21 protein-coding genes are annotated in these 20,848 nt (G+C 72.8%); 6 read left to right on the top strand and 15 right to left on the bottom strand.

Going from position 1 to position 20,848, the window contains the following annotated elements:
- Both BMX74_RS46295 and BMX74_RS16345 read right to left on the bottom strand, forming a co-directional pair.
- The coding region (locus tag BMX74_RS46295) for a hypothetical protein (RefSeq protein WP_218153971.1) at positions 1-478 on the bottom strand (478 nt) is incomplete at its 3' end.
- 199 nt (positions 479-677) lie between these two features.
- Positions 678-1,475: an IclR family transcriptional regulator gene (locus BMX74_RS16345; protein ID WP_082534766.1), complete on the bottom strand. Its 798-nt coding sequence runs from the start codon at positions 1,473-1,475 to the stop codon at positions 678-680.
- Positions 1,476-1,669: 194 nt separating this feature from the next.
- On the opposite strand from BMX74_RS16345, the gene BMX74_RS16350 reads away from it, so the two are divergent.
- Genes BMX74_RS16350 through BMX74_RS16365 form a run of 4 tightly spaced genes read left to right on the top strand, consistent with a single transcriptional unit; the run spans position 1,670 to position 5,869 of the window.
- Complete coding sequence (locus BMX74_RS16350) at positions 1,670-3,025, top strand: aspartate aminotransferase family protein (RefSeq protein WP_091101240.1); 1,356 nt, start codon at positions 1,670-1,672, stop codon at positions 3,023-3,025.
- On the top strand, positions 3,025-4,212 hold the full coding sequence (locus tag BMX74_RS16355) for a mandelate racemase/muconate lactonizing enzyme family protein (RefSeq protein WP_055502414.1): 1,188 nt from the start codon (positions 3,025-3,027) through the stop codon (positions 4,210-4,212). The genes BMX74_RS16350 and BMX74_RS16355 overlap by 1 nt, the downstream gene beginning before the upstream one ends.
- Positions 4,209-5,051 carry an amidohydrolase family protein gene (locus BMX74_RS16360; protein WP_055502415.1) on the top strand — a complete coding sequence of 281 codons (843 nt, stop codon included), beginning with the start codon at positions 4,209-4,211 and terminating at the stop codon, positions 5,049-5,051. The genes BMX74_RS16355 and BMX74_RS16360 overlap by 4 nt, the downstream gene beginning before the upstream one ends.
- A complete protein-coding gene (locus BMX74_RS16365) occupies positions 5,048-5,869 on the top strand; it encodes an SDR family NAD(P)-dependent oxidoreductase (RefSeq protein ID WP_055502416.1) in 822 nt (273 codons plus the stop codon). Before BMX74_RS16360 ends, BMX74_RS16365 begins: the two co-directional genes overlap by 4 nt.
- Before the next feature lie 576 nt (positions 5,870-6,445).
- Here the strand turns inward: BMX74_RS16365 and BMX74_RS16370 are convergent.
- Positions 6,446-7,039, bottom strand: a complete 594-nt coding sequence (locus tag BMX74_RS16370) for a TetR/AcrR family transcriptional regulator (RefSeq protein WP_055502417.1) — start codon at positions 7,037-7,039, stop codon at positions 6,446-6,448.
- 186 nt (positions 7,040-7,225) lie between these two features.
- On the opposite strand from BMX74_RS16370, the gene BMX74_RS16375 reads away from it, so the two are divergent.
- Positions 7,226-8,086 (top strand): alpha/beta fold hydrolase, encoded by an 861-nt coding sequence (locus BMX74_RS16375; protein WP_055502418.1) that lies wholly within the window; start codon positions 7,226-7,228, stop codon positions 8,084-8,086.
- A gap of 71 nt (positions 8,087-8,157) precedes the next feature.
- On the opposite strand, the gene BMX74_RS16380 is transcribed toward BMX74_RS16375, so the two are convergent.
- Entirely contained in the window at positions 8,158-8,484 is a 327-nt protein-coding gene (locus BMX74_RS16380; protein ID WP_218153972.1) for an antibiotic biosynthesis monooxygenase family protein, read from the bottom strand.
- A 324-nt stretch (positions 8,485-8,808) separates the two neighbouring features.
- On the opposite strand from BMX74_RS16380, the gene BMX74_RS16385 reads away from it, so the two are divergent.
- A complete protein-coding gene (locus tag BMX74_RS16385; protein ID WP_055502420.1) occupies positions 8,809-9,702 on the top strand; it encodes a sigma-70 family RNA polymerase sigma factor in 894 nt (297 codons plus the stop codon).
- A 155-nt stretch (positions 9,703-9,857) separates the two neighbouring features.
- On the opposite strand, the gene BMX74_RS16390 is transcribed toward BMX74_RS16385, so the two are convergent.
- The 11 genes from BMX74_RS16390 to BMX74_RS16440 form a co-directional block, all read right to left on the bottom strand.
- Complete coding sequence (locus BMX74_RS16390; protein ID WP_055502421.1) at positions 9,858-10,424, bottom strand: OsmC family protein; 567 nt, start codon at positions 10,422-10,424, stop codon at positions 9,858-9,860.
- Between the two features lie 14 nt (positions 10,425-10,438).
- On the bottom strand, positions 10,439-11,218 hold the full coding sequence (locus BMX74_RS16395) for a VOC family protein (protein ID WP_091101246.1): 780 nt from the start codon (positions 11,216-11,218) through the stop codon (positions 10,439-10,441).
- On the bottom strand, positions 11,215-11,784 hold the full coding sequence (locus tag BMX74_RS45650) for an alkylhydroperoxidase domain protein (protein WP_091101249.1): 570 nt from the start codon (positions 11,782-11,784) through the stop codon (positions 11,215-11,217). The genes BMX74_RS16395 and BMX74_RS45650 overlap by 4 nt, the downstream gene beginning before the upstream one ends.
- Complete coding sequence (locus tag BMX74_RS45655; protein WP_055502423.1) at positions 11,781-12,374, bottom strand: CMD domain protein; 594 nt, start codon at positions 12,372-12,374, stop codon at positions 11,781-11,783. Before BMX74_RS45655 ends, BMX74_RS45650 begins: the two co-directional genes overlap by 4 nt.
- A complete protein-coding gene (locus BMX74_RS16410; protein ID WP_055502424.1) occupies positions 12,371-13,363 on the bottom strand; it encodes a putative FMN-dependent luciferase-like monooxygenase in 993 nt (330 codons plus the stop codon). Before BMX74_RS16410 ends, BMX74_RS45655 begins: the two co-directional genes overlap by 4 nt.
- On the bottom strand, positions 13,360-14,910 hold the full coding sequence (locus tag BMX74_RS16415) for a dipeptide ABC transporter ATP-binding protein (RefSeq protein ID WP_055502425.1): 1,551 nt from the start codon (positions 14,908-14,910) through the stop codon (positions 13,360-13,362). Before BMX74_RS16415 ends, BMX74_RS16410 begins: the two co-directional genes overlap by 4 nt.
- Positions 14,907-15,770 carry an ABC transporter permease gene (locus BMX74_RS16420; RefSeq protein WP_091101252.1) on the bottom strand — a complete coding sequence of 288 codons (864 nt, stop codon included), beginning with the start codon at positions 15,768-15,770 and terminating at the stop codon, positions 14,907-14,909. The genes BMX74_RS16415 and BMX74_RS16420 overlap by 4 nt, the downstream gene beginning before the upstream one ends.
- Complete coding sequence (locus tag BMX74_RS16425) at positions 15,767-16,696, bottom strand: ABC transporter permease (RefSeq protein WP_091101254.1); 930 nt, start codon at positions 16,694-16,696, stop codon at positions 15,767-15,769. The genes BMX74_RS16420 and BMX74_RS16425 overlap by 4 nt, the downstream gene beginning before the upstream one ends.
- Positions 16,693-18,333, bottom strand: a complete 1,641-nt coding sequence (locus BMX74_RS16430; RefSeq protein ID WP_091101256.1) for a TIGR04028 family ABC transporter substrate-binding protein — start codon at positions 18,331-18,333, stop codon at positions 16,693-16,695. The genes BMX74_RS16425 and BMX74_RS16430 overlap by 4 nt, the downstream gene beginning before the upstream one ends.
- A gap of 135 nt (positions 18,334-18,468) precedes the next feature.
- Positions 18,469-20,019: an amylo-alpha-1,6-glucosidase gene (locus BMX74_RS16435; RefSeq protein WP_091101259.1), complete on the bottom strand. Its 1,551-nt coding sequence runs from the start codon at positions 20,017-20,019 to the stop codon at positions 18,469-18,471.
- Complete coding sequence (locus tag BMX74_RS16440) at positions 20,019-20,840, bottom strand: carbohydrate ABC transporter permease (protein ID WP_091101261.1); 822 nt, start codon at positions 20,838-20,840, stop codon at positions 20,019-20,021. Before BMX74_RS16440 ends, BMX74_RS16435 begins: the two co-directional genes overlap by 1 nt.
- Positions 20,841-20,848 lie beyond the last annotated feature (8 nt).

Raw genomic sequence — 20,848 nt, forward strand, 5'->3', positions numbered from 1 at the left:
TGTGGCGCTTGACGAAGAGCAGGTCGGTGTGGGCCTCGATCCGGTGGATCGACGGGTCGTTCACCATCGCGTCGAGCGCGGCGTCCGCCGGCTTCTTGTCGTCGAAGACGCCGAACGTCCGGAAGTCGCCGACGCCCCGGTGCACCTGGAGCCAGCGGCCCTTGGCCCCCGACCCCAGCACCGTGCCGCCGTTCACCGCCGCCGCCGACTCGGCGTCCCAGCGCACCAGCATGCCGCCGCCGTCACCGGCCGCCGCGTACCCGGCGACCCGCACCAGCGTGCCCGCCGGCACCTTCTCCGGCCTGACGGCCAGCAGCTCCGCCACCGTCGCCGCCTCGTACACGGGGTCCTTCAGCTCACTCACCTCGTCCGCGAAGGCGGCGGAGGCGAGCAGGGCGGGGGTGAGCAGGGCGAGACCGCCGGCGCCGGTGGCGAGGAGGGCACGGCGGTTGGGGGGTGGTTGTTGTGAGTGGTTCACGAAAGGCCTCAACCTTCGGACCGGCCGGGGGGATGCGGCACGGCAAGGCGGGTGGATGAAGGCCGGGCGTAAGCGTGAGTGGCGCTCGCAGGCGGCGGAGCTGCTGACCTGAACCGTCCGCGGTCGGGGGCTGTGACATCGCGGGGGCCAGCTGTTCGCCCGATGTGGGGAGAACCCTAGACAGAGTCGGGGCGGGAAATCAAGGGCCGTACCCGAGCTCTCGGGAGATCCGGTCGGCGGCGTCGCGCACCTGACGGCCCAGTTCCTGGTACCTGCTCATGGACAGGCCCAGTTTGAGACCGGTGATGCTGATGGCGCCCGCGCAGGCCCCCGAGTGGTCGCGCAGCGCGCTGCCGATGCAGAAGACGCCGTCGGCGTCCTCCTCGTCGTCGACGGCGTAGCCGACGGCGCGCACGTCGCGCAGGTGGTCGAGCAGGCGGTCGAGGTCGGTGATGGTGTGGGAGGTGCGCCGGGGCAGGCCGACCCTCGCGATCACCTCGGCGACCTGCCCGTCGTCGAGCTGACCGAGCAGCGCCTTGCCCAGGCCGGTGCAGTGCGGCAGCTCCCTGACGCCCATGCGCAGGTCGACCTGGATGCGCTCGCCGTTGCTCACCTGGTCGATCACGACCGCCTGGTCGCTCTCGGAGACGGCGAGCCTCGAGTTCATGCCCGTGGCGCGGGTCAGCTCCACCAGAATGGGACGGGCCACGTCCCGCAGCGAGAGCTGGTCACGGGCCCGGTCGCCGAGCCGGGCGAGCGTCATGCCGAGCCGGTAGCGCCGGTTCATGCCCTCGCCGTCGTCGGCGACGAGGCCGTAGTGCTGGAGCGTGTAGAGCGTGGCGAAGGCGGAGCTCTTCGACAGGCCGCAGGCCGCCGCGATCTCGGTGACGCTGAGCCCCTGGCCGGGCGGGCCGCCGGCGAGGGCCTCCAGCACCTCGGCCGCGCGGGCCACGCTGCGGACCCAGTAGCGCGAATTCTCCCCATCACTGTTCGTCATGACCGAACAGCTTACCGGATTCCACCGCGACTTATCCACGAGTCGGCATTGACCTTGGAAAACTTGCCGCCTAAGATGCCCACATCTGTTCGGTACTCCCGAATAGTGTTCGTAACTCATCCACCTGCGGCGGAAACACGAACGTCACACCGGTACGGGGCTGGTACCGGTGCGGCGGCCAAGGAGACCATGTGATGCAGCAACCGGCCCCGTCCACGTCACTGCCCGAACGCGCCCGCCGGGTCATCCCCGGCGGCGTCAACAGCGGGCAGCGCAACGTCCCCGGCCTCACCGACCTGGTGATCAGCCGGGCGCAGGGCGCCAGCTTCTGGGACTCGGACGGGCGGCAGTACACCGACTACCACGCGGCCTTCGGCCCTCCCCTGCTCGGCCACAACGACCCCGACGTCGCCGGCGCAGTCGCCGAGGCCGGGCGGAAGCTGGACCTGTGCGGCGTGGGCGTCACCGAGGGCGAGATCGAGCTGGCCGAGACCCTCGTCGAGCTCATCCCCAGCATGGAGCGGGTGCTGCTCACCAGCACCGGCTCGGAGGCGACCTTCCACGCCCTGCGCGTCGCGCGGGCCGTGACCGGCCGCCGCCTGGTGGTGAAGTTCCAGGGCTGCTACCACGGCTGGCACGACTCGGTCAGCCTGAACGTCATCTCCGCCCCCGAGCGGGTCGGCGGCAAGGACCCCATCTCGACCGGCATCCTGCCCGAGGTGCTCGACGCCACCCTCGTGCTGCGCTTCAACGACCCGGACGGGGTGCGGGCCGCGTTCGCCGAGCACGGCGCCGACATCGCCGCCGTCATCGTCGAGCCCGTGCCGCACAACGTCGGATGCCTGCTCCCCGAGCAGGAGTTCCTCCAGACCCTGCGCGACGAGTGCACCGCCCACGGCAGCGTGCTGGTCTTCGACGAGGTGATCACCGGCATCCGGCACGGCCTCGCCGGCTGGCAGGGCGTCAGCGGCGTCGTCCCCGACCTCACCACCATGGGCAAGGCCATCGCGAACGGCTACCCGGTCGGCGCGCTCGGAGGCCGCGCGGACCTCATGGACCAGTTCAGCTCCAGGCCCGGCGCGCCGGTGTTCTTCGCCGGCACCTACAACGGCCACCCCGCGGTCGTCGCCGCCGCCCTCGCCACGCTGCGCAAGCTGCGCGCCGAACCGGTGCACGAGCACGTGTTCCGCCTGGGCGAGCGGGTGCGCGCCGAGCTGCCCGGCGTGCTCGCCCCGCTCGGCGTCCCCGCGGTCGTCACCGGGTACGGCTCGGTGTTCGTCACGTACTTCATGGACGAGCTGCCCCGCACCTACGAGGACCTCCTCGCCAACGACACCGGGATGTTCGTCGGGTACCGTCGCCGCATGGTCGACCAGGGCATCTTCGAGCTGCCGCTCAACCTCAAGCGCAGCCACCTCTCCTACGCGCACACCGACGCCGACGTGGACCGGCTGCTGGAGGCGACCGAGCGCGCCGTGCGCGAGCAGCTCGCCGCCGGCGACGCCGTCGCCGACCTCAGCGGCGCCTCCACGATGGGAGGGGCCCGCTGATGCTGACGGTCGACACGTCACGCCCGGTGGGCCCCGCCGGGCGCATCAGCCGCGTCGAGACCCTCACGCTGGGCACCGCCTGGCGCGACTTCAGCTACGTGCGCGTCCACACCGACGAGGGCCTGACCGGCGTCGGCGAGATCACCCACCCGTTCCGCGCCAGGGAGACCTGTCAGCTCGCCGAGGCGATGGCGGAGCGGCACCTGATCGGCGCCGACCCCTTCGACGTCGAGGAGATCTGGCTGCGGCTCTACCAGGGCGACTTCCTGCGCGGCGGCGACGTCGGCGGCATCGTCGTCTCGGGCGTGGACCAGGCCCTGTACGACCTCATGGGCAAGGCGCTCGGCGTGCCCGCCTACCGGCTCACCGGCGGCGCCTGCCGCGACCGCGTGCGGGTGTACGCCAACGGCTGGTACACCGGCGACAGGGAGCCGGGCGCGTTCGCCGCGCGGGCCAAGGAGACCGTGGCCAAGGGGTACACGGCGCTGAAGTTCGACCCGTTCGGCGCGGGCCTCGGCGAGCTGTCGCGCGCCGAGCTGCGGCTGTCGCTCGACATCGTGGCGGCCGTGCGCGAGGCCGTGGGCCCCGACGTGGACCTGTTCGTCGAGGGGCACGCCCGCTTCGCCTTCCACACGGCGGCGCGGCTGGTCAGGGAGCTGGAGCCGTACGACATCGGGTGGTTCGAGGAGCCGCTGCCGTGGACGCACATCGAGCGGTACGCGGAGCTGCGGCAGCGGGCGGCCTTCCCGATCTCGGGCGGTGAGCACTTCCACAACCGCTACGAGTACGCCAGGCTGTTCGCCACCGACGCGGTGGACATCATCCAGCCGGACCTGTCGATGGCGGGCGGCTTCACCGAGGTGCGCAAGCTGGCCGCGCTGGCCGACCTGCACGCGATGACGGTCGCGCCGCACAACTCCAACTCGCCGCTGTGCACGACGGCGTCGGTGCACGCGGTGCTCGGCATCCCGAACTTCACCATCCTGGAGACGTTCGACGGGCTGCTGGAGCCGTACGTGTTCGAGGCGGTCCGGGGCGCACTCCCCGTCGAGTCCGGATATATAGGTATTCCTGAGAAGCCGGGGCTGGGGATCGACCTGGCCGACGAGGTCTTCGAGGAGCACCCGCCGAGCCACCGCTTCTGGAACATGTTCGCCGAGGGCTGGGAGAAGCGGGACCGCCGATGATCGTGGACGTCCACTCGCACCTGTTCACCTGTCCGGACGACGTGGGCGACCCCTTCGCCGCGGAGTCGGCCCGCGCGCACGGAGGTCACGTCGACCTCTCCGTGCGCTGGGCCGACTACGCGGCCTCCGCGCCGCAGGACACGCGTACCGTCGTGGTGGGCGGCAAGGCCCGCAGGTCGGGCCTGTGGGTGGACGACGCCGCCGTGGCCGCGTACGCGGCCGAGCACCCCGACCGGCTCATCGGCTACCTGTCGCTCGACCCCACCCAGCCGGGCTGGCGCGACGAACTGGAGCACGGCCACCAGGACCTGGGGCTGCGCGGCATCAAGCTCATGCCGATGTACGCGGGCTTCGACCCGGCCGCCCCCGAGTACGACGACCTGTACGCCTACGCCGAGCGGCACGGGCTGCCGCTGCTGGTGCACACCGGCACCACGTTCGTGTCGGCCGCGCCGCTGCGCTGGGCGCTGCCCGTGCACCTGGACGAGGTCGCCATCCGCCACCCGGAGCTGCGGATGGTCCTCGCCCACCTGGGGCACCCGTTCGAGGGCGAGTGCATCGCGGTCATCCGCAAGCACCGCCACGTCTACGCCGACGTGTCGGCGCTGCACTACCGGCCGTTCCAGCTCTGGCACAGCCTCCGGCTCGTGCAGGACTACGGCGTGTGGCCCAAGCTGCTGTTCGGCAGCGACTACCCGTTCACGACGGTCGACGCCTCGATCGACGGGCTGCGGGCGGTCGGCGCCGTGCCCGGCATCCCCGGGCTGCCGCCGCTCGACCGCGACGAGATCGAGCGCCTGATCCACCGCGACGCGCTGCCGCTGCTGGGGCTGTCGTGAGCGGCCGGTTCGGGCTGGAGGGGCGGCGGGCGGTCGTCACCGGCGCCGCCCGCGGCCTCGGGCAGGCCATCGCCGCCGCCCTCGCCGAGGCGGGCGCCGACCTCGTGCTCGTGGACCGGCCAGGGGGGCCACCCCTGGAGGACACCAGGGCGCTGGTCGAGGCGCACGGCCGGGCCTGCGAGACGGTCGCGTACGACCTCGCCGACACCGAGGGGCTCGCCGGCCTGGCCGACCGGCTGTGGGCGGAGCGGCCCGTGGACGTGCTCGTCAACAACGCCGGCATCGCCCGCCTCGAGCACTTCAACGAGATCACCGTGGCGGGCTGGCGGGAGATCATGGCGGTCAACCTCGACGCCGTGTTCTTCCTGTCGCAGCGCGTCGCCGAGCACATGATCGCCTCGGGCGTGCGCGGCAGGATCGTCAACGTGTCGTCCAAGAACGGCCTGATGGCCGAGGCGGGGCTGGCCCACTACAACGCCTCCAAGGGCGCGGTGGAGCTGGTCACCCGGTCGCTCGCGGCCGAGCTGGGCCGCCACGGCATCACCGTGAACGCGGTGGCCCCCGGCATGATCGCCACGCCGATCGACGGGGAGTTCCCGTTCGACAGGCAGGCGTTCGAGTCCGCCTGGGCCGAGCGCATCCCGCTGGCCGGCGGCTACGGCGAACCCGACGACGTCGCGGGCGCGGTGGTCTACCTCGCCTCCGGCGCCGCCAGGTACGTCACCGGGGCCACCCTCGTGGTGGACGGCGGCGTGCTCGCCGACCAGATGCCCCGGCACCGGTTCATGACGCCCTACCGGTCGAGCCTCGACCGGTAGGGCCCGTCCATCTCCGTGGAAGATCTCCGGAAGTGACGCCGGCAGCCTGATGACGGGCGTTCCACCGTTGTGTGACGGTCTGATGACGACCGCACTGACCAGGAGTTCTCCGCTGGTTCGGTGAAGACGTGAAGACCAACAGCTTTGCTACGCGACGCCGTCCGATCAAGATGGCACCGGCTCCCCCGCCTCCCGGCCCGCGCGGCGGACCGCAGCCGGGCGGAGACCGGGCGTCCGCGACGAGCGGAGGATCAGCGAGCCGCTGAAGGCTGTCGCTTCCCAGCCGAGATCATCATGTGAGTGCCGAGGAACCTCTTCTTCCACGCGACGGAGGCGAAGCCGGCCCGGCCTCCCGGCTTGAGCACGCGGTACTGCTCGGCGAGCACGCGCTCGGCAGCGTCGACGCCGCGGAGGAGACAGCCGTGCGTGACGGAGGGCGATGACGCCGGTGCCGGTGGCGACGTCGAGCATGCTGCCACCGGGAGGGCACTACATCTCGGAACCGGGCTTCCGGTTCGGGGCGCCCTCCGCGGGAGTCGCGGCCGGGGTGAGGGATGCTCCGGGCTGGGAGCACGGCTACCGGATCTCCTCGGACGACGGCGTACGCGCGACGTCCGGCTGGACGCGGCCGAGGGCCTCGCGGACAGCGGCGACCGCGGTCGCCCCGGCGACCTCCACCGGTTCCGTGCTGCGCAGCGCGCGGCTCAGCACGAAGGCCCCCTCCAGCCCGGCCAGCATGGAGATCATGAGCATGCGCCCCGTCTCGCGCGACAGGCCCGACCCGGCGAGCCGCTCGGTGCCGGCGTCGATCCAGCTTCCGAAGACCTCCGCGGTGACCTGGCGGAGCGGCTCATTGGTGCTGGCGACCTCCAGCGCGACGGCGGCGATCGGGCAGGCGTCCGCGTAACCGGTCTCCCGGAGCGTCTCGGCCGCCCCGGCGAAGAAGTCGTGCACGCCGGTGAGCACGTCGGGGGCGGCGTCCATGATCGTCTCGAACAGGCGGAGGTACATCGCACCGGACCAGCGGATGACCTCCGCGCCCAGGTGCTCCTTGCCGCCGGGGAAGAAGTGGTAGATCGAGCCGAACGGCGCGCCGGCCTCGGTCGCGATCTGCTTCAGGCCGGTGCCGGTGTATCCGTTGCGGCGGAAGAGGTCGCCGCTGGCTTCCATGATCCGGCCTCTGGTGTCCCTGTTCGCCCCTCTACCGCCTCTCATGTCCTTCGACTTTCCGGGCTCTCCGCTGTCTCCGATGCCTGCCATCCACGCTCCACGGCTGCGGCTGTCGCGTCACTCTCGCCTATAGGATAACGTCCCGATAGAACGATCTATCAAGTGCGACGAAGTGTGGGTGCGGCCATGCCTGAGATCGAACTGTCCGCGGGAACCCTCGACTACGAGGACACCGGCGGTGACGGCCCCGTCGTCGTCCTCCTGCACGGCCTCACCATCGACAGTTCGGTGTGGCGGCACGTCGTGGCGGACCTGCGGGCGGACCACCGCTGCGTCCTGCCCACCCTCCCCTTGGGCAGCCACCGGCGTCCCATGCGTCCAGACGCCGACCTCTCCCTGCGCGGGCTCGCCCTCCTGGTGGGCGAGTTCCTGGAACGACTCGACCTTCGCGAGGTGACCCTGGTGCTCAACGACTGGGGCGGCGCGCAGCTGCTGGTCGCCGAGGGGCGCGCCGGGCGGGTCGGCCGGCTCGTCCTCAGCGCCTGCGAGGCTTTCGACAACTATCCGCCGGGCATCCCCGGACGCGCCATCGCGCTCGCCGCCAGGCTCCCCGGCGGGCTCCTGTCCACCATGCAGTTGCTCCGGACGGAACCGATGCGCCGGATGCCGGGAGGCTGGGGGTGGATGAGCAAGCGCCCGGTGCCCCGTGACGTCATGGACTCCTGGTTCCGCCCCGCCCGCACCCAGCGGGAGATCCGTCGCGACATCGCCAAGTACACGGGCTCGATACCGCCGAGGCCGGAGCTGCTCGAACTGGCGGGCCGCATGCGGTCCTTCGACCGGCCCGTCCTCGTCGCGTGGGCGACCGAGGACCGCCTGATGCCCCGCGAACACGGCCGGCGGCTGGCCGAGCTCTTCCCTGACGCCAGGCTCGTCGAGATCGAGGACAGCTACACCCTGATCCCGGAGGACCAGCCGGAGGTGCTCACCCGTGCCATCCGTGAGTTCATCCGCGACACCGAGATCCCCGCGACGAGCTCCCCCTGACCTCGCACCGCCCGCCCCGGCGAACCCCTGCCGGGTCACCGGGGCGGAGCGGTCCTGCGTCGTCCCGCGGGTCAGGCGTGGTAGGTGGCGACCACCTCGTACGGATGCGGCGCCGGCTTGGCGATCTCGGCCGTGCGCTTCGCGAACTTCTGCGCCTCGGGGTCGGCCATGGTGGCCTTGACGTCGTCGAGGCTGCGCCACTGGGCGTAGTTGACGACGCGGGTGCCGTCGGCGCTGGCGAGGAGGTTCACCGAGACGAAGCCCGGCCGGTTCCGCATGACCTTCTCCGTGCCCTCCTTCAGGATCTCGATGAGCTCCTGCTGTCTGGACGGGTCGACGTCGAAGACGTTGACGAAGGTGGCGACCTCGTCGTCGACTCGGATCACGGTCTCACTCACGGTGCTTACCCTTTCGAAACAGAATGCGTGACGGCCAAGCGCTCGCGGCGAATTCGTTCGAGCTTTCAAGAAGAGCATGATCTCGCCTCCGAGCTGGGCAGACGCCGATCGACACAGCGGGTTTCAGGCGCCGGGACAATGCCGGCCCGCTATCATTCAGGGCAGCGCCGAAAGGATTGCCCCGCCCTTTGGAGAAGGGCGCGACAATCGCCCGGGGTCTTCGTCTTCCCACTCGACCCCCATCGGTTCGGCCACGCCGATCCTCCGTCCCGTGTCGTCCGGCCCTCCACTGACAGGACGAACGGCGACGACGAAAGGTGACCGATGGACATTCACACCGAGCTGGCCGAGCACTTCGACCGATCCCGCGACCGGCTGCGCGACGTCGCCCACCGCATGCTCGGCTCAGCGGACGAGGCCGACGACGCGGTGCAGGAGGCGTGGCTGCGCGCCTCCCGCGCCGATTCGTCCAGGGTCGCCGACATGACGGCGTGGCTGACCACGATCGTCGCCCGCGTCTGCCTCGACATGCTGCGTTCGCGGCGGCGCCGCGGCGAGGAGTTCGCCGGCGTGGCCGAGCTCGACCAGCTGGCCCCGGCGGGCGGCGGCGCCGGCCCTGAGGACGAGGCCGTGCTCGCCGACTCGGTCGGCCTGGCCCTGCTCGTGGTCCTCGACACCCTCACCCCCGCCGAGCGGGTCGCCTTCGTCCTGCACGACCTGTTCGCCGTGCCGTTCGACGAGATCGCGGCGATCGTCGAACGCTCGCTCGCCGCCACGAAGAAACTGGCCAGCCGCGCGCGGCACCGCGTCCACGGTGCGGCGCCGGCGCCCACGCCCGACCTGGCCAGGCAGCGCGAGGTGGTCGACGCCTTCCTCGCCGCGTCGCGCGCGGGCGACCTGGACGCCCTGCTCGCCGTGCTCGACCCGGGCGTGGTGCGCAGGGCCGACCGGGTGGCGGCGCCCACGCGGGAGGCGCTGGAGGTCCGGGGTGCCCGCCGCGTCGCGGAGGAGACGCTCACCAACTCCGGACGGGCCCGCCACGCCGAGCCGATCCTCGTCGACGGCGCCCTCGGCATCGTCGTCGCCCCGCGGGGACGGCTGGAGCTCGTGCTGCTGCTCACCGTGGAGGGCGACAGGATCACGAGACTGGAGGCGATCGGCGACCCGGACCGTCTCAGCCGCCTTGAGCTGTCGCTCCCCGGCTTCCCCGGGGCCTGACGCGCCGGCCACCACGGCGAGCGGCACGATCGATCCCGGCCGTGCGTGTTCGGCCGCGCCCGTCTCCCGGACGTGGGGTCGGGAGCCCGCCGGGCGTCACCTCGGGGGAAGCGGGCGGGCGCTCAGGAGACAGGAGCGGCGGCGGGGGCGGGCGGTCAGGAGACGGCAGCGGCGGCGGGGGCGCCGACGCCGTTCGCCTCCCGCCCGGCGCGGGCCCTGACGATCGTGCCGCTCACCTCCTGCGGTTCGCGGAGCAGGTTCAGGATCGGGCACACCCGCTCGACCTCGGCGTGCAGCCGCGCCAGCTCCTCGTCGGAGGCGGGCGAGTCGAGCAGCACCTCGTAGCGGAAGCCGTACGGGTGCACGGGCACGTCCGCCGTGCCGGGCTGCTGGGCTCTCGGGTCGTACTCGGCGCGCACGTCCACCTCCAGCGCGTCGATCGGCACCTCCAGCTCGGCGGCCTTGATGAGGAAGATGTGGGTGACGCAGCTGCCGAGCACGCCGGCCTGGAGCTCGGGCGAGCCGGGGCCGAGGTCGTAGCCGGCGAAGTCGGGGCCGCTGTCGCTGATGACCTGGAAGTCCCTGATCCTGATGCGCCGGACGCCGCTGCGTCCCTCGGCGGTGACGTGGGCGTGCAGCGGCACGGGGCCCGGCGCGGGCGCTTCCCGGCGGGCCAGCAGGGCGGCGCGCTTGTGCGCCAGGTACTCGCGAAGGGTGCTCATGGTGTTCCTCCTGGTCAGGTGAGGGTGAGGGGGCCGCGCGGGGTGTCGAGCACGGCGCGCAGCGCGACGTCGGGGCCCCGCGTCACGTCGAGTTCGACGTCGAGGGCGTCCAGCTCGCGCCGCAGCGCCGCGGGGTCGGGGTGGACGGCGGAGAACGACGCCAGCCGGGCCTCCGGCAGGCCGGAGGAGGACGGGTGGGGGGTGGCGCCCCAGTCGATGAGGAACGGCACGGGCCGGACGGCCGCCGGGTCGTCGCGCCGGGTGAGCCGCCACTCCAGCAGCGTGCCCGCCGGGGTGCGCCGCGACAGCGGCTGCACGTCGCCGGGGTCGTACCCGCGTTCTCTGGCCGTCCGTACGGCGGCGTCGAGGTCGCGGGGGTGCACGGCCCAGGCGGCCAGGCGCGGCGCGGTGAGGGTCTCCAGCCCGAACGCGCGCGGCCGGGTGCCGGGCGCGGCGTCCGGGTCGGGCCCGATGATCTCCAGGTACGACTCGGGCCCGAGGCGGACGAGGTAGTTGGCCGTGCCGCCGGGGTGGCTGCCGCCCGCGACCGGGGTGAGCCCGCTGCGCCCGGCGAAGGCGGCGACCCCGGCGAGCAGGTCGGGGACGGCGTAGACGAGGTGGTCGAGGCCGGCGCCGGTCCTCGGGCCGCTCGGGTCGGTCGTCGCGCCGGTCCTCGCGGCGTTCGTCTCGGGGTTCGCCGCGCCGGTCTGCTCGGCGTTCGTCTCGGCGTTCGCCGCGCCGGTCTGCTCGGCGTTCGTCTCGGCGTTCGCCGCGCCGGTCTGCTCGGCGGTCATCGCGTGGCCTCCTCGACCGGCTCGCCCAGCGACAGCATGAGGCGGTTGGCCCAGTTGAAGAAGGCGGCGGCGTGGATGACGTCGCTGACGGCCAGGTCGTCGAGCCCGGCGTCGCGCAGGGCGTCGATGTGCTCGGGCCCGAGGTCGGACGGGGTGGAGGCGAGCGCGGCGGCGGCGTCGACGACGGCCTGCCACCGGGCGTCCTGCGGCGCGCCGACGCCCTGGTCGAGCAGCCGCTGGACGTCCTCGGGCCGCTTGGAGTGGTGGCTCGCGAAGCGGGCGTGCACCGAGGCGCAGAACACGCAGCCGTTGCGGCGCGAGGTGGCGGTGGCGGCCAGTTCGCGCTCGGCGCGCGGCAGCCCGCCGTCGGCGTTGTGGAAGATGTCGTTGTCGGTCTTGGTCCTGGCGTGCAGGACGGCCGGGTCCCGGGCCAGCAGGAGGAAGTACGGCGAGGCGGCGCGGGCCCTGTCGACCAGGGCCTCGTGGTGCTCCTCGGTCAACTCCTCCTCGGCGAGGGGCGGCAGCCACGGCGTCCAGCCGAGGCGGTCCTGGGTGAAGCCGGTCATGAGGTGGCGGTTCCCTTCTGGCCGAGCAGCCGCAGGCCCGCGACCACCCGTGTCTGGAAGCTGAGGAAGGCGACGAGCTGCGACAGGGTGACGACGCCCGTGGGTCCCCAGCCGTGCTCGGCGAGCGCGTCGAGGTCGTCGCCGCTCGCCTCGCGCGGGCGGAACACGAGCAGGTGCGCGTGCTCGAAGGCGGCGGTCAGCCGTTCGCCCAGCGCCTCCGGGTCGTGGACGCGGTAGCGGGGGCCGACCTCGCTCTCCGCGGCGAGCGGCCCGTCGGGGTAGACCCCGTACGGCCCCTTGACGCGGCCGGCGGCCACCTCGGCCGAAACGGCGGGCACCAGGCCGGGCGCCAGGTCGGCCAGGCGTCCGGTGTAGAAGCCGGCGGCGGCGTGGTCCTGGTGCAGCCCGGCGACGAAGGCGGCGACGGCGTCGCGCTCGACGAGCGTGACCTCGCCTTCCTCGTCGGGGCTGAACAGGGCGTCGAAGGCGCGCTGGGCGTGCTCGCGGGCGTCGGGCCTGCGGTCGCGCAGCCGGTCGAGCGGCGAGCCCGGCGTGATGCCGGCCAGGTGGTCGATGACGTCGGTGATCACGCGGTGCTCGATTCCGTGGAGGGTAGCCAGCCGAGCGCGGGCGCGACCTCGGTCGCGAGCAGCTCGATCGAACGAAGGATGAGCGGGTGGGGCGGGTCGACGGAGTGAACCTGGAGGACCAGGTCGGTGGCGCGGTCGAGCGTCGGGTCGGCCCGCAGGCTCTCGACGACGTCCTCGGGCGTGCCGAGGTGGACGTCGAAGGCGGCGATGCGGCTGTCGAGGTCGTCGGACGGCAGCTCGAACGGCAGCCTGCCGCGGCCGAGCCCCAACTCGGCGTACCGCAGCGCCTCGGCTCTGCTGTCGGCGACGAACGCGGTGCGCGAGGCCGCGATGCGGGGTTCGGCGCCGGGCGGCAGGTGGTCGAGGTAGGCGTCCACGATGGGACGCTGGATGTCGGCGAGGCTCGCCTGCGGGTCGTCGGCGGGCCTGGGCTGGGTGCGCGACAGCATGAGGCCGTGTCCGGCCCGGCCGGCGCGGGCGCCCCCGGCGACGGAGAACGTCGCCTCCCAGACCGCGCCGGGCAGCCGGGGCGCGGGCGGGTAGAGCCGGTTGCCGCCGCCGAGGTCGCCGCCCGCCCACGCCTTGAGCAGCAGGGCCAGGTGCTCGGCGTAGTCGGCGGAGCGCCGCGCGCTGTCACGGCCGAACGGCGCGAACGACGAGGGCGTGCCGCCGCTGCCGACGCCGATCTCCAGCCGGCCGCCGGTCAGCAGGTCGAGCACGGCGGTGTCCTCGGCCACCCGGACGGGGTCCTCCAGCGGCAGCGTGATGATGCCGGTGCCGAGCCTGATCCTGCTGGTGCGGGCGGCGACGTGGGAGAGGAGCACCAGGGGCGCGGGCAGGCCGCCCTCTGAGCCGTCGAAGTGGTGCTGGGCGACCCAGGCGGAGTCGAAGCCGTGCGCCTCGGCGTGCGCGATCTGCTCGGCGGCGAGCCGGTAGCGTTCGCCGGCCGGTGCGTCGTCGAGCACGCGGGTGAAGAAGCCGAGCCTCATCGGACGGGCTCCGGGATGGCGGCGAGCAGCTCCCGGGTGTAGGGGTGCCGGGGGTCGGTGAAGACCTGGCGGGTGGTTCCGGTTTCCACGATGCGTCCTTCGTTCATGACGGAGACGGTGTGCGAGATCTGGCGTACGACGGCCAGGTCGTGCGAGATGAACAGGTAGGTGAGCCCCAGCTCGCGCTGGAGGCCGTCGAGCAGGTCGAGGATCTGCGCCTGGACGGTGACGTCGAGCGCCGAGACGGCCTCGTCGAGGACGAGCAGCTCGGGCCCGGCGGCCAGGGCGCGGGCGATGGCGACGCGCTGGCGCTGGCCGCCGGACAGCTCGCGCGGCCTGCGCGTGAGCACGTCCTCGGGCAGCGCCACCCGCTCGACGAGGTCGGCGACGCGGGCGCGCCGGGTGGCCCTGTCGCCGGCCCCGAAGTTGCGCAGCGGCTCCTCCACGATCTCCCCGACGGTCTGGCGGGGGTCGAGCGAGCCGTACGGGTTCTGGTGGACGAGCTGGACGTGGCGGCGGAACCCGCGCCCGTCGGGGGCGCCGGTGACGGTGACCGTGCCGGACGTGGGCCGGGCGAAGCGCACCACCGTGCGGGCCGTGGTGGTCTTGCCGGAGCCCGACTCGCCGACGAGCGCGTGCGTGGTGCCGCGCGCCACCTCGAAGGAGACGCCGTCCACGGCGCGGAACGGCCGCCGTCCGACGCGGAACTCCCTGACCAGGTCGCGCACCACGACGGCGGGCTCGTCCGCGGCAGGCGGGTCGCGGAAGGGCCGCGCCGACAGGGCGGGCGCGTCGGCCAGCAGCCGCCGCGTGTACTCCGCCCGGGGCGCGGCCAGCACCTCGGAGGTGCGGCCCTGCTCGACGATGCCGCCGTCCTTCATGACGACCAGGTGGTCGGAGCGCCCGGCGGCGACGCCGAGGTCGTGCGTCACCAGGAGCACGGCGGTGCCGGACTCGGCGCGCAGGTCGTCGAGGAGGTCGAGGATGCGCCGCTGCACGGTGGCGTCCAGGGCGCTGGTGGGCTCGTCCGCGATGATCAGGCTCGGGCCGAGCGCGATGGCGATGGCGATGAGCACGCGCTGGCGCATGCCGCCGGACAGCTCGTGCGGGTACTGGCGGGCCCGGGTCTCCGGGTCGGGCAGGCCGACCCGGGCGAGCAGGTCGAGGACGCGGGCGCGCACCTCCCGCCGGTCGCGCCGCCCGTGCAGGCGCAGCACCTCCCCGATCTGCGCGCCGACCGTCTTGACCGGGTCGAGGGAGGTGGACGGGTCCTGCGGCACCAGGCCGACGCGGGCGCCGCGCACCGTCCGCAGGCGGCGCTGCGACCAGGTGGCGAGGTCGGCGTCGCCGAGCAGGACGCGTCCTGACTCGACGGCGGCGTTGCCGGGCAGCAGGCCGATGATCGCGTGCGCGGTGGTGGACTTGCCCGACCCGGACTCGCCGACGACGGCGACGACCTCGCCCGGCTCGACGGTGAACGAGACGCCCTCCACGGCGCGCCTGCCGTCGTAGGAGACGGCCAGGTCGCGGACCTCCAGCAGGCTCATGCTCCTTCCCTTCCGTTCTCCCTGCCGACGGAGCGGCTGATGCGCCCGGCGGCGAGCACCACGGCAACGACGACGGCGCCGGGCAGCGTCGTCAGCCACCACGAGGTGGCCAGGTAGTTGCGCCCCTCGGAGATGAGCAGCCCCCACTCGGGCGTGGGCGGCTCGGCGCCGTAGCCGAGGAAGCTGAGCGTGGACAGCGCAAGGATGGCCACGCCGAACTGCAGCGCGGCGAGCGCGATGACGGGGCCGAGCGAGTTCGGCAGGACGTGCCGCCACAGCACGGCGGCGAACCCGCCGCCGCTGCCGAACGCGGCCTCCACGTACTCGGTGCGCCTGACCCTGACGACCTCGGCGCGGGAGAGCCGCGCGAACGCGGCGACCGAGCCGACGCCCACGGCGACGGCCGCGTTGACCGTGCCTGGGCCGAGCAGGACGATCACGGTGAGGGCCAGGAGCAGGCCGGGCACCGACAGCAGCACGTCCACGACGCGCATGACGGCCTCGTCGAGCACGCCGCCCGCGGAGCCGGCGAGCAGCCCGAGCAGCGTGCCGGCGAGCAGGCCGACCGCGACGGCGACGAGCGCGCCCGACAGCGAGTGCACCGAGCCGTGCACCACGCGGGCGAACAGGTCGCGGCCGACGGCGTCGGTGCCGAACGGGTGGTGCCAGTCCGGCGGCTGCAGCTTCTCGGCGGGGACGCCCGCGAGGGGGTCGTGGCCGGTGAACAGGCCGGGGACGAGCGCCCACAGCAGGGTCACGGCGATGACGGCCCAGGCGAGGACGGGTCCGCCGCGCGCCTTCGGCCGCCGCACGCCGCGGCCCCTGGACGCGGGCCCGCCGCGCGCCTTCGGCCGCCTCACGAGGCCGCCCTCAGGCGCGGGTCGAGCACCGGGAACAGCAGGTCGACGACGAGGTTGACGAGCACGAACGCACCGGCGGCGAGCACCACGACGGCCAGCAGCACCGGCGTGTCCTGGGCGTTGACCGCCTGCTCGGTGAGCCTGCCGATGCCGTTGCGGCCGAACACGGTCTCGGTCACGACGGAGCCGGCGACGAGCTCGCCGAACGTCAGGCCGGCCACGGTCATGGTGGGCAGCACGGCGTTGCGGGCGACGTGCCGCCACAGGATCCACCACCGCGACGCGCCCTTGGCCGCGACGACCGGCACGAACGGCTGCGTGGACACCTCGTCGATGCTGCTGGCCAGCACCTGCGCGATCGGCGCCGAGACGGGCACCGCCAGCGTCAGCACGGGCAGGACGAGCTGCTGCAGCTCGGAGCCCCCGATGACGGGCATCAGCCGGAGCCGGAACGAGAACACCTGGATGAGCAGGATGCCGAGCCAGAACGCGGGCACGGCGACGAGCAGCGACGGCACCGACAGCAGCGCGCCCCTGATCCACGACGTCCGGCTGTGGCTGCCCGCGAAGGCGATCACCACGGCGATGACCAGGGCCAGGAGGAAGGCGGCCGAGGCGAGCCGCGCCGTCTCGGGCAGCGCCTCGCCGAGCCGTTCGACGACGGGCGTGCCGGTGTCGATCGAGTAGCCGAACGAGCCGTGCAGGAACCCGGTCAGGGTGCGCAGGTAGTCCAGGAAGGGGCTGCCAGGCGCGTAGTAGGAGCGGATCTCGGCGATCTGTCCGGGCGACAGGCCGAGTTCGGGGTTCTGGAATTTGATGAGGATCGCGTCGCCGGGCAGCAGTTGCAGCAGCAGGTAGCCGGCGGTGAAGGCGGCCCACAGGACGAGGGCCGCCTGCCCGACCCGCGACAGCAGGTATCTGGTCACCGCCGCGACTTCCACACGGAGTAGAACCACGGCCTGGCCACCGCCTCGAAGGCGATCCCCTGCACGTACGGGGCCGCGCCGTACACCTGCGGCTCCTCGAACAGCGGGATGACGTAGCCCTGGTCGACGACGTAGCGCTGGATCTCGCCGACCTTGGCGTTGCGCTTGGCCTCGTCGGGCTGGGCCGACTCCTCCTCCAGCAGCCTGTCCAGCTTCTCGTCGTGCGACAGGATCGCGTCGCGGTTCTCGCTGTGGAACTGGCTCTTGATGACGTCCTGGTCGGCGCGGCCCACCATGCTGTGCTGGAGGGGCGTCTTCTCGGCGTCCTTGATGTCCACGGCCTGCGTGCCGGAGTCGGCTGGGCGGATCTCCAGCTGCACGCCGAGTTTCGCCCACTGCTGGCCGACCAGCTCCAGCGTCTGCTTCGACAGCGGCTGCGGGCCGGCGACGAACACGCCGAGCCGCAGCTTCCTGCCGTCCTTCTCCCTGACGCCGTCGGCGCCCCTGACCCAGCCGGCCCGGTCGAGCAGCGAGCCGGCCTCGGCGGGGTCGTAGGCGAGCTCCTTGGACAGGTCCACGTAGCCCTTGGCCAGGTGGCTGAGCACGGACGTGGCGACCGGGTAGTTGGGGGTGAACAGCGTGTCGACGACCTCCTTGGCGTTCGTGCCCGCCTGGAGCGCCTTGCGGACGTCGAGGTCCTTGAGGATGCTGTTGCCGGGCCGCAGGTACAGGCCGTTGTTGACGCCTCTGGTGGGCTCGGCGTAGACGCGGAACCCGGCGTCCCGCACGGTCTTCTCGTCGTACGCCTGGACGTAGCGCACCATGTCGGCCTGGCCGGAGGTGAGCGCGCCGACGCGCACGTTGTCCTCGGGCGTGACGATGATCTTGATCTCGTCGAGGTACGCGCGGCCCTGGTGCTTCGACGACGGCGGCGCCCAGTCGTAGTCCTTGCGCGCGACCAGGTCCACCTCCTTGTCCACGACCTGGTTCTTCAGCGTGAAGGGGCCGGAGCCGATGACGTTCTTCAACTGGCACTGCTGCTCGTAGGGCAGGCTGAGCGTCTTCTTCGACACCAGGCCGGCGCCGATGACGGAGGTGCCCTGGAGGAAGCCGGGCGAGGGCTTGCTGAAGTGGAAGCGCACGGTGAGCCGGTCGACGACCTCGCTGCGCTCGTAGTTGTTGACGAACTCGGCGACGGGCAGCTTCAGCTTGTCGTCGCCGAGGCCGTAGACGTCGAAGTTCGCGGCGACGGCGTCGGCGTCCACGGGGGTGCCGTCGCTGAAGGTCACCCCGTCACGCAGGTGGAAGGTGTACGCGGTGGCGTCCTTGTTGATCTCCCACTTGGTGGCGATCCACGGCTCGATCTCCAGCGTCTCGGGGTTCTGCCAGGTGAGCTTGTCGGTGATCTGGTTGAGGATGCCGCCGTTGGGATAGAAGCCGGCGGCCGGCAGGTAGAGGCAGGTCGGCGGCTGGTGTTCCAGGTAGGTCAGGGTGCCGCCGTACACCGGCCGCCCGTCGCTCCTCGCCACCCCGGCGGCGCCGGCAGCGTCCCCGCCGCCACAGGCGCCGAGGAGCCCCACGACGGCGAGCATGGCGGTGCTCACCACGGCGGTGGATCGCAGTCTGGATGGAGACATGGGGAACTGCCCTTCAGGTACGTGATGCTGGGGTGAAGCAATGAATCCAGCATAACCTACCAAAATTGTCGGCAATAGCCATGGATCACCCCGGATCGCCGCGTTCCCCAGCGGGGCGCGGCGAACCGGGGGACGTCAGGACTCCGTCGCGAGATCCAGGAAGAGCGCGGCCGACCAGCCGAAACCGGTCGTGGCGCGGCCGGCTCGGCGGCCGGTCAGCGGGTTCCAGTACTCGTACAGCCCGCCGCCGTCGCGCACCATCGCCAGGGTGCGCTCGCGCAGCTCGGCGGCCGTCGCCGCGTGACCCGAGCGGCGCAGGCCGTCGATGAGCAGGTAGTTGACGTTCAGCCAGACCGGGCCGCGCCACATCGCGTCGGGGTCGAAGCGCGGGTCGTCGAAGGCGACCGTGGGCACCGGGCGCTCCCCCCAGAAGGCGGGCGAGCGCAGATCGGCCACGAGCCGGTCGGCGACGGGCGCGGGGAGGCGTCCGGTGAACAGCGGCATCAGCTCCAGCGGCGTGCGGACGTCCACCTCGCCCCCGCCGACGAGGGTGACGAACCGGCGGCCGTTCCAGCGGCGGGCGAGCATGAGGTCCACGAGCGCCCGCGCCCTGGCCCGCCACGGCGCGGGGTCCTTCCCGAGCGCGGCGGCGATGTCGCCCAGGCGGTCGTACTGCAGCGCCAGGTACGCGTTCAGGTCGGGCGGCTCGGCGCGCGGGCCGTGGTCCCAGACCGGGCTGTCGTCCAGGCCGGACGAGTACGGGTGGAGGTACTCGGCCAGGCCGTCGCCGTCGGGGTCGGAGCGGGAGAACCACCACTCCTGCGAGCGGGCGATCGGCTCGTACACCTCGGCCAGGAAGCCCGGGTCGGGGTCCCGCTCGTGGATCTTCCAGACGGCCCACGCGGTCAGGGGCGGCTTGGTGACGGGGACGACCTCCCGGATCGGCTCGCCGCCGACGTGCTCGGCGAGCCTGGCCAGGTCGGAGCGGGGCAGGTCGGTGGTCTCGGCGAGGACGCCGTGGTCGTGCACCACGTCGGGGACCAGCCCGTCGGGCCGCTGGTGGTCGAGCAGGATGCGGATCTGCTCCCTGGCCAGCGCCGGGTCGGCGTGCCTGAGCGCGATGGCGTGGAAGTACGAGTCCCAGTTCCACAGGCCGACGTAGCCGTACTTGGAGGGGACGAGCGACTCGCGGCCCTGGATCGTGACGAGGTTCACGGCGAGGGTCCACCAGGCCTGCTCGGCGCGTTCGCGCAGGGCGGCCGGCACGGCCGGCATGCGGGCGAACCAGTCGCGCCAGCGTGCGCCCGCGGCGGCGAGCACGGCCGCGCCGTCGTGGCGAGGGCCGCCGGGCGCGACCCCGCCGGGGCCGACCAGGGTGAGGCAGCCCTCGACGGGCGCCCGGCCGCCCTCCCATACGGCCTCGGCGTCCTCCCCGCACAGGACGAGCGTGTCGGGCCCGGCGAAGGCCATCGCCACCCCGCCCGCGAACTCCACCCGGTCGGGCAGCGCCCGCAGCACCGGCAGGGCCGCGCCGCCCGCGACGACCCGCAGCCCGGTCAGGACGGCCGCGTCGGCGAGCCGCGTCTCGTACAGGGCCCGCGACACGGTGAGCGAGCCGTCGTCGGCGGCCGTGACGAGCAGCCGCGAGCCCCTGTCGGTGAAGGGGCGCTCGCGCAGGTCCAGCATCAGCGGCCTCCCAGCCCGGACGCGGCCATCGAGTTGATGATCCTCCGCTGCCCGATGAGGAAGGCGATCAGCGTGGGCACCACCGCGATGGCGGAGGCGGCCAGGATGACCCCGTAGTCCACGGCGCCGCGCTCGTCGGCGAACTGGCTGAGCAGCAGCGGCACCGTGGCCAGCTCGGGCGAGTTGAGGAAGATCAGCGGGAAGAAGAACGAGTTCCACGACGCCAGGAAGGCGATGATGCCGAGCGCGCCCAGCCCGGGCCGGATGTTCGGCAGCACCACGCTCCAGAAGCAGCGCCAGCGGCCCGCGCCGTCGATCCTGGCGGCCTCCTCCAGCTCGACGGGCACCGCCCTGATGAACTGGCGCAGCAGGAACACCGCGAACGGGTTGGCGATGGTCGGCACGATGAGCGACAGGTGGGAGTCGATCCAGCCGAACTTCGCCAGCATCAGGTACAGCGGCACCACCGTCACCTGCGACGGCACCATCTGGGTGGCCAGGAACACCACGAACAGCACGCCCGAGCCCCTGAACCTGATCCGCGCGAACGCGTACGCCGCCATGGCGGAGGTGAGCAGGGTGAGCGTGACGTTGAGCGCGGCGATGTAGAAACTGTTCCAGTACGCGGTGCCGAACGGCATCGCGCCGAGGGCGTCCGGGTAGTTCTCCCAGCGCCACGGGGCGGGCAGCCAGGAGATCGGGTCGTTGAGCATCTGCCGCACGCCCTTGAACGACGTCAGCAGCATCCAGACGAACGGGAACAGCATCGCCAGGCCGCCGGCGGTGAGCGCGGCGTGCAGGGCTAGCTGCCGGGGTCGCATCCTGGCCC

The organism is Nonomuraea pusilla, from assembly GCF_900109355.1.
Classification (GTDB): Bacteria; Actinomycetota; Actinomycetes; order Streptosporangiales; family Streptosporangiaceae; genus Nonomuraea; species Nonomuraea pusilla.

Excerpts from the sequence above, each read along its gene's own strand:
- BMX74_RS16415 (WP_055502425.1), bottom strand. The coding sequence starts at position 14,910 with ATGAGCCTGCTGGAGGTCCGCGACCTGGCCGTCTCCTACGACGGCAGG.
- BMX74_RS16385 (WP_055502420.1), top strand. The coding sequence starts at position 8,809 with ATGGACATTCACACCGAGCTGGCCGAGCACTTCGACCGATCCCGCGAC.
- BMX74_RS16345 (WP_082534766.1), bottom strand. The coding sequence starts at position 1,475 with ATGACGAACAGTGATGGGGAGAATTCGCGCTACTGGGTCCGCAGCGTG.
- BMX74_RS16430 (WP_091101256.1), bottom strand. The coding sequence starts at position 18,333 with ATGTCTCCATCCAGACTGCGATCCACCGCCGTGGTGAGCACCGCCATG.
- BMX74_RS16410 (WP_055502424.1), bottom strand. The coding sequence starts at position 13,363 with ATGAGGCTCGGCTTCTTCACCCGCGTGCTCGACGACGCACCGGCCGGC.
- BMX74_RS16395 (WP_091101246.1), bottom strand. The coding sequence starts at position 11,218 with ATGACCGCCGAGCAGACCGGCGCGGCGAACGCCGAGACGAACGCCGAG.
- BMX74_RS16360 (WP_055502415.1), top strand. The coding sequence starts at position 4,209 with ATGATCGTGGACGTCCACTCGCACCTGTTCACCTGTCCGGACGACGTG.
- BMX74_RS16375 (WP_055502418.1), top strand. The coding sequence starts at position 7,226 with ATGCCTGAGATCGAACTGTCCGCGGGAACCCTCGACTACGAGGACACC.
- BMX74_RS16390 (WP_055502421.1), bottom strand. The coding sequence starts at position 10,424 with ATGAGCACCCTTCGCGAGTACCTGGCGCACAAGCGCGCCGCCCTGCTG.
- BMX74_RS16370 (WP_055502417.1), bottom strand. The coding sequence starts at position 7,039 with ATGGAAGCCAGCGGCGACCTCTTCCGCCGCAACGGATACACCGGCACC.
- BMX74_RS16435 (WP_091101259.1), bottom strand. The coding sequence starts at position 20,019 with ATGCTGGACCTGCGCGAGCGCCCCTTCACCGACAGGGGCTCGCGGCTG.
- BMX74_RS16355 (WP_055502414.1), top strand. The coding sequence starts at position 3,025 with ATGCTGACGGTCGACACGTCACGCCCGGTGGGCCCCGCCGGGCGCATC.
- BMX74_RS16440 (WP_091101261.1), bottom strand. The coding sequence starts at position 20,840 with ATGCGACCCCGGCAGCTAGCCCTGCACGCCGCGCTCACCGCCGGCGGC.
- BMX74_RS16350 (WP_091101240.1), top strand. The coding sequence starts at position 1,670 with ATGCAGCAACCGGCCCCGTCCACGTCACTGCCCGAACGCGCCCGCCGG.
- BMX74_RS45650 (WP_091101249.1), bottom strand. The coding sequence starts at position 11,784 with ATGACCGGCTTCACCCAGGACCGCCTCGGCTGGACGCCGTGGCTGCCG.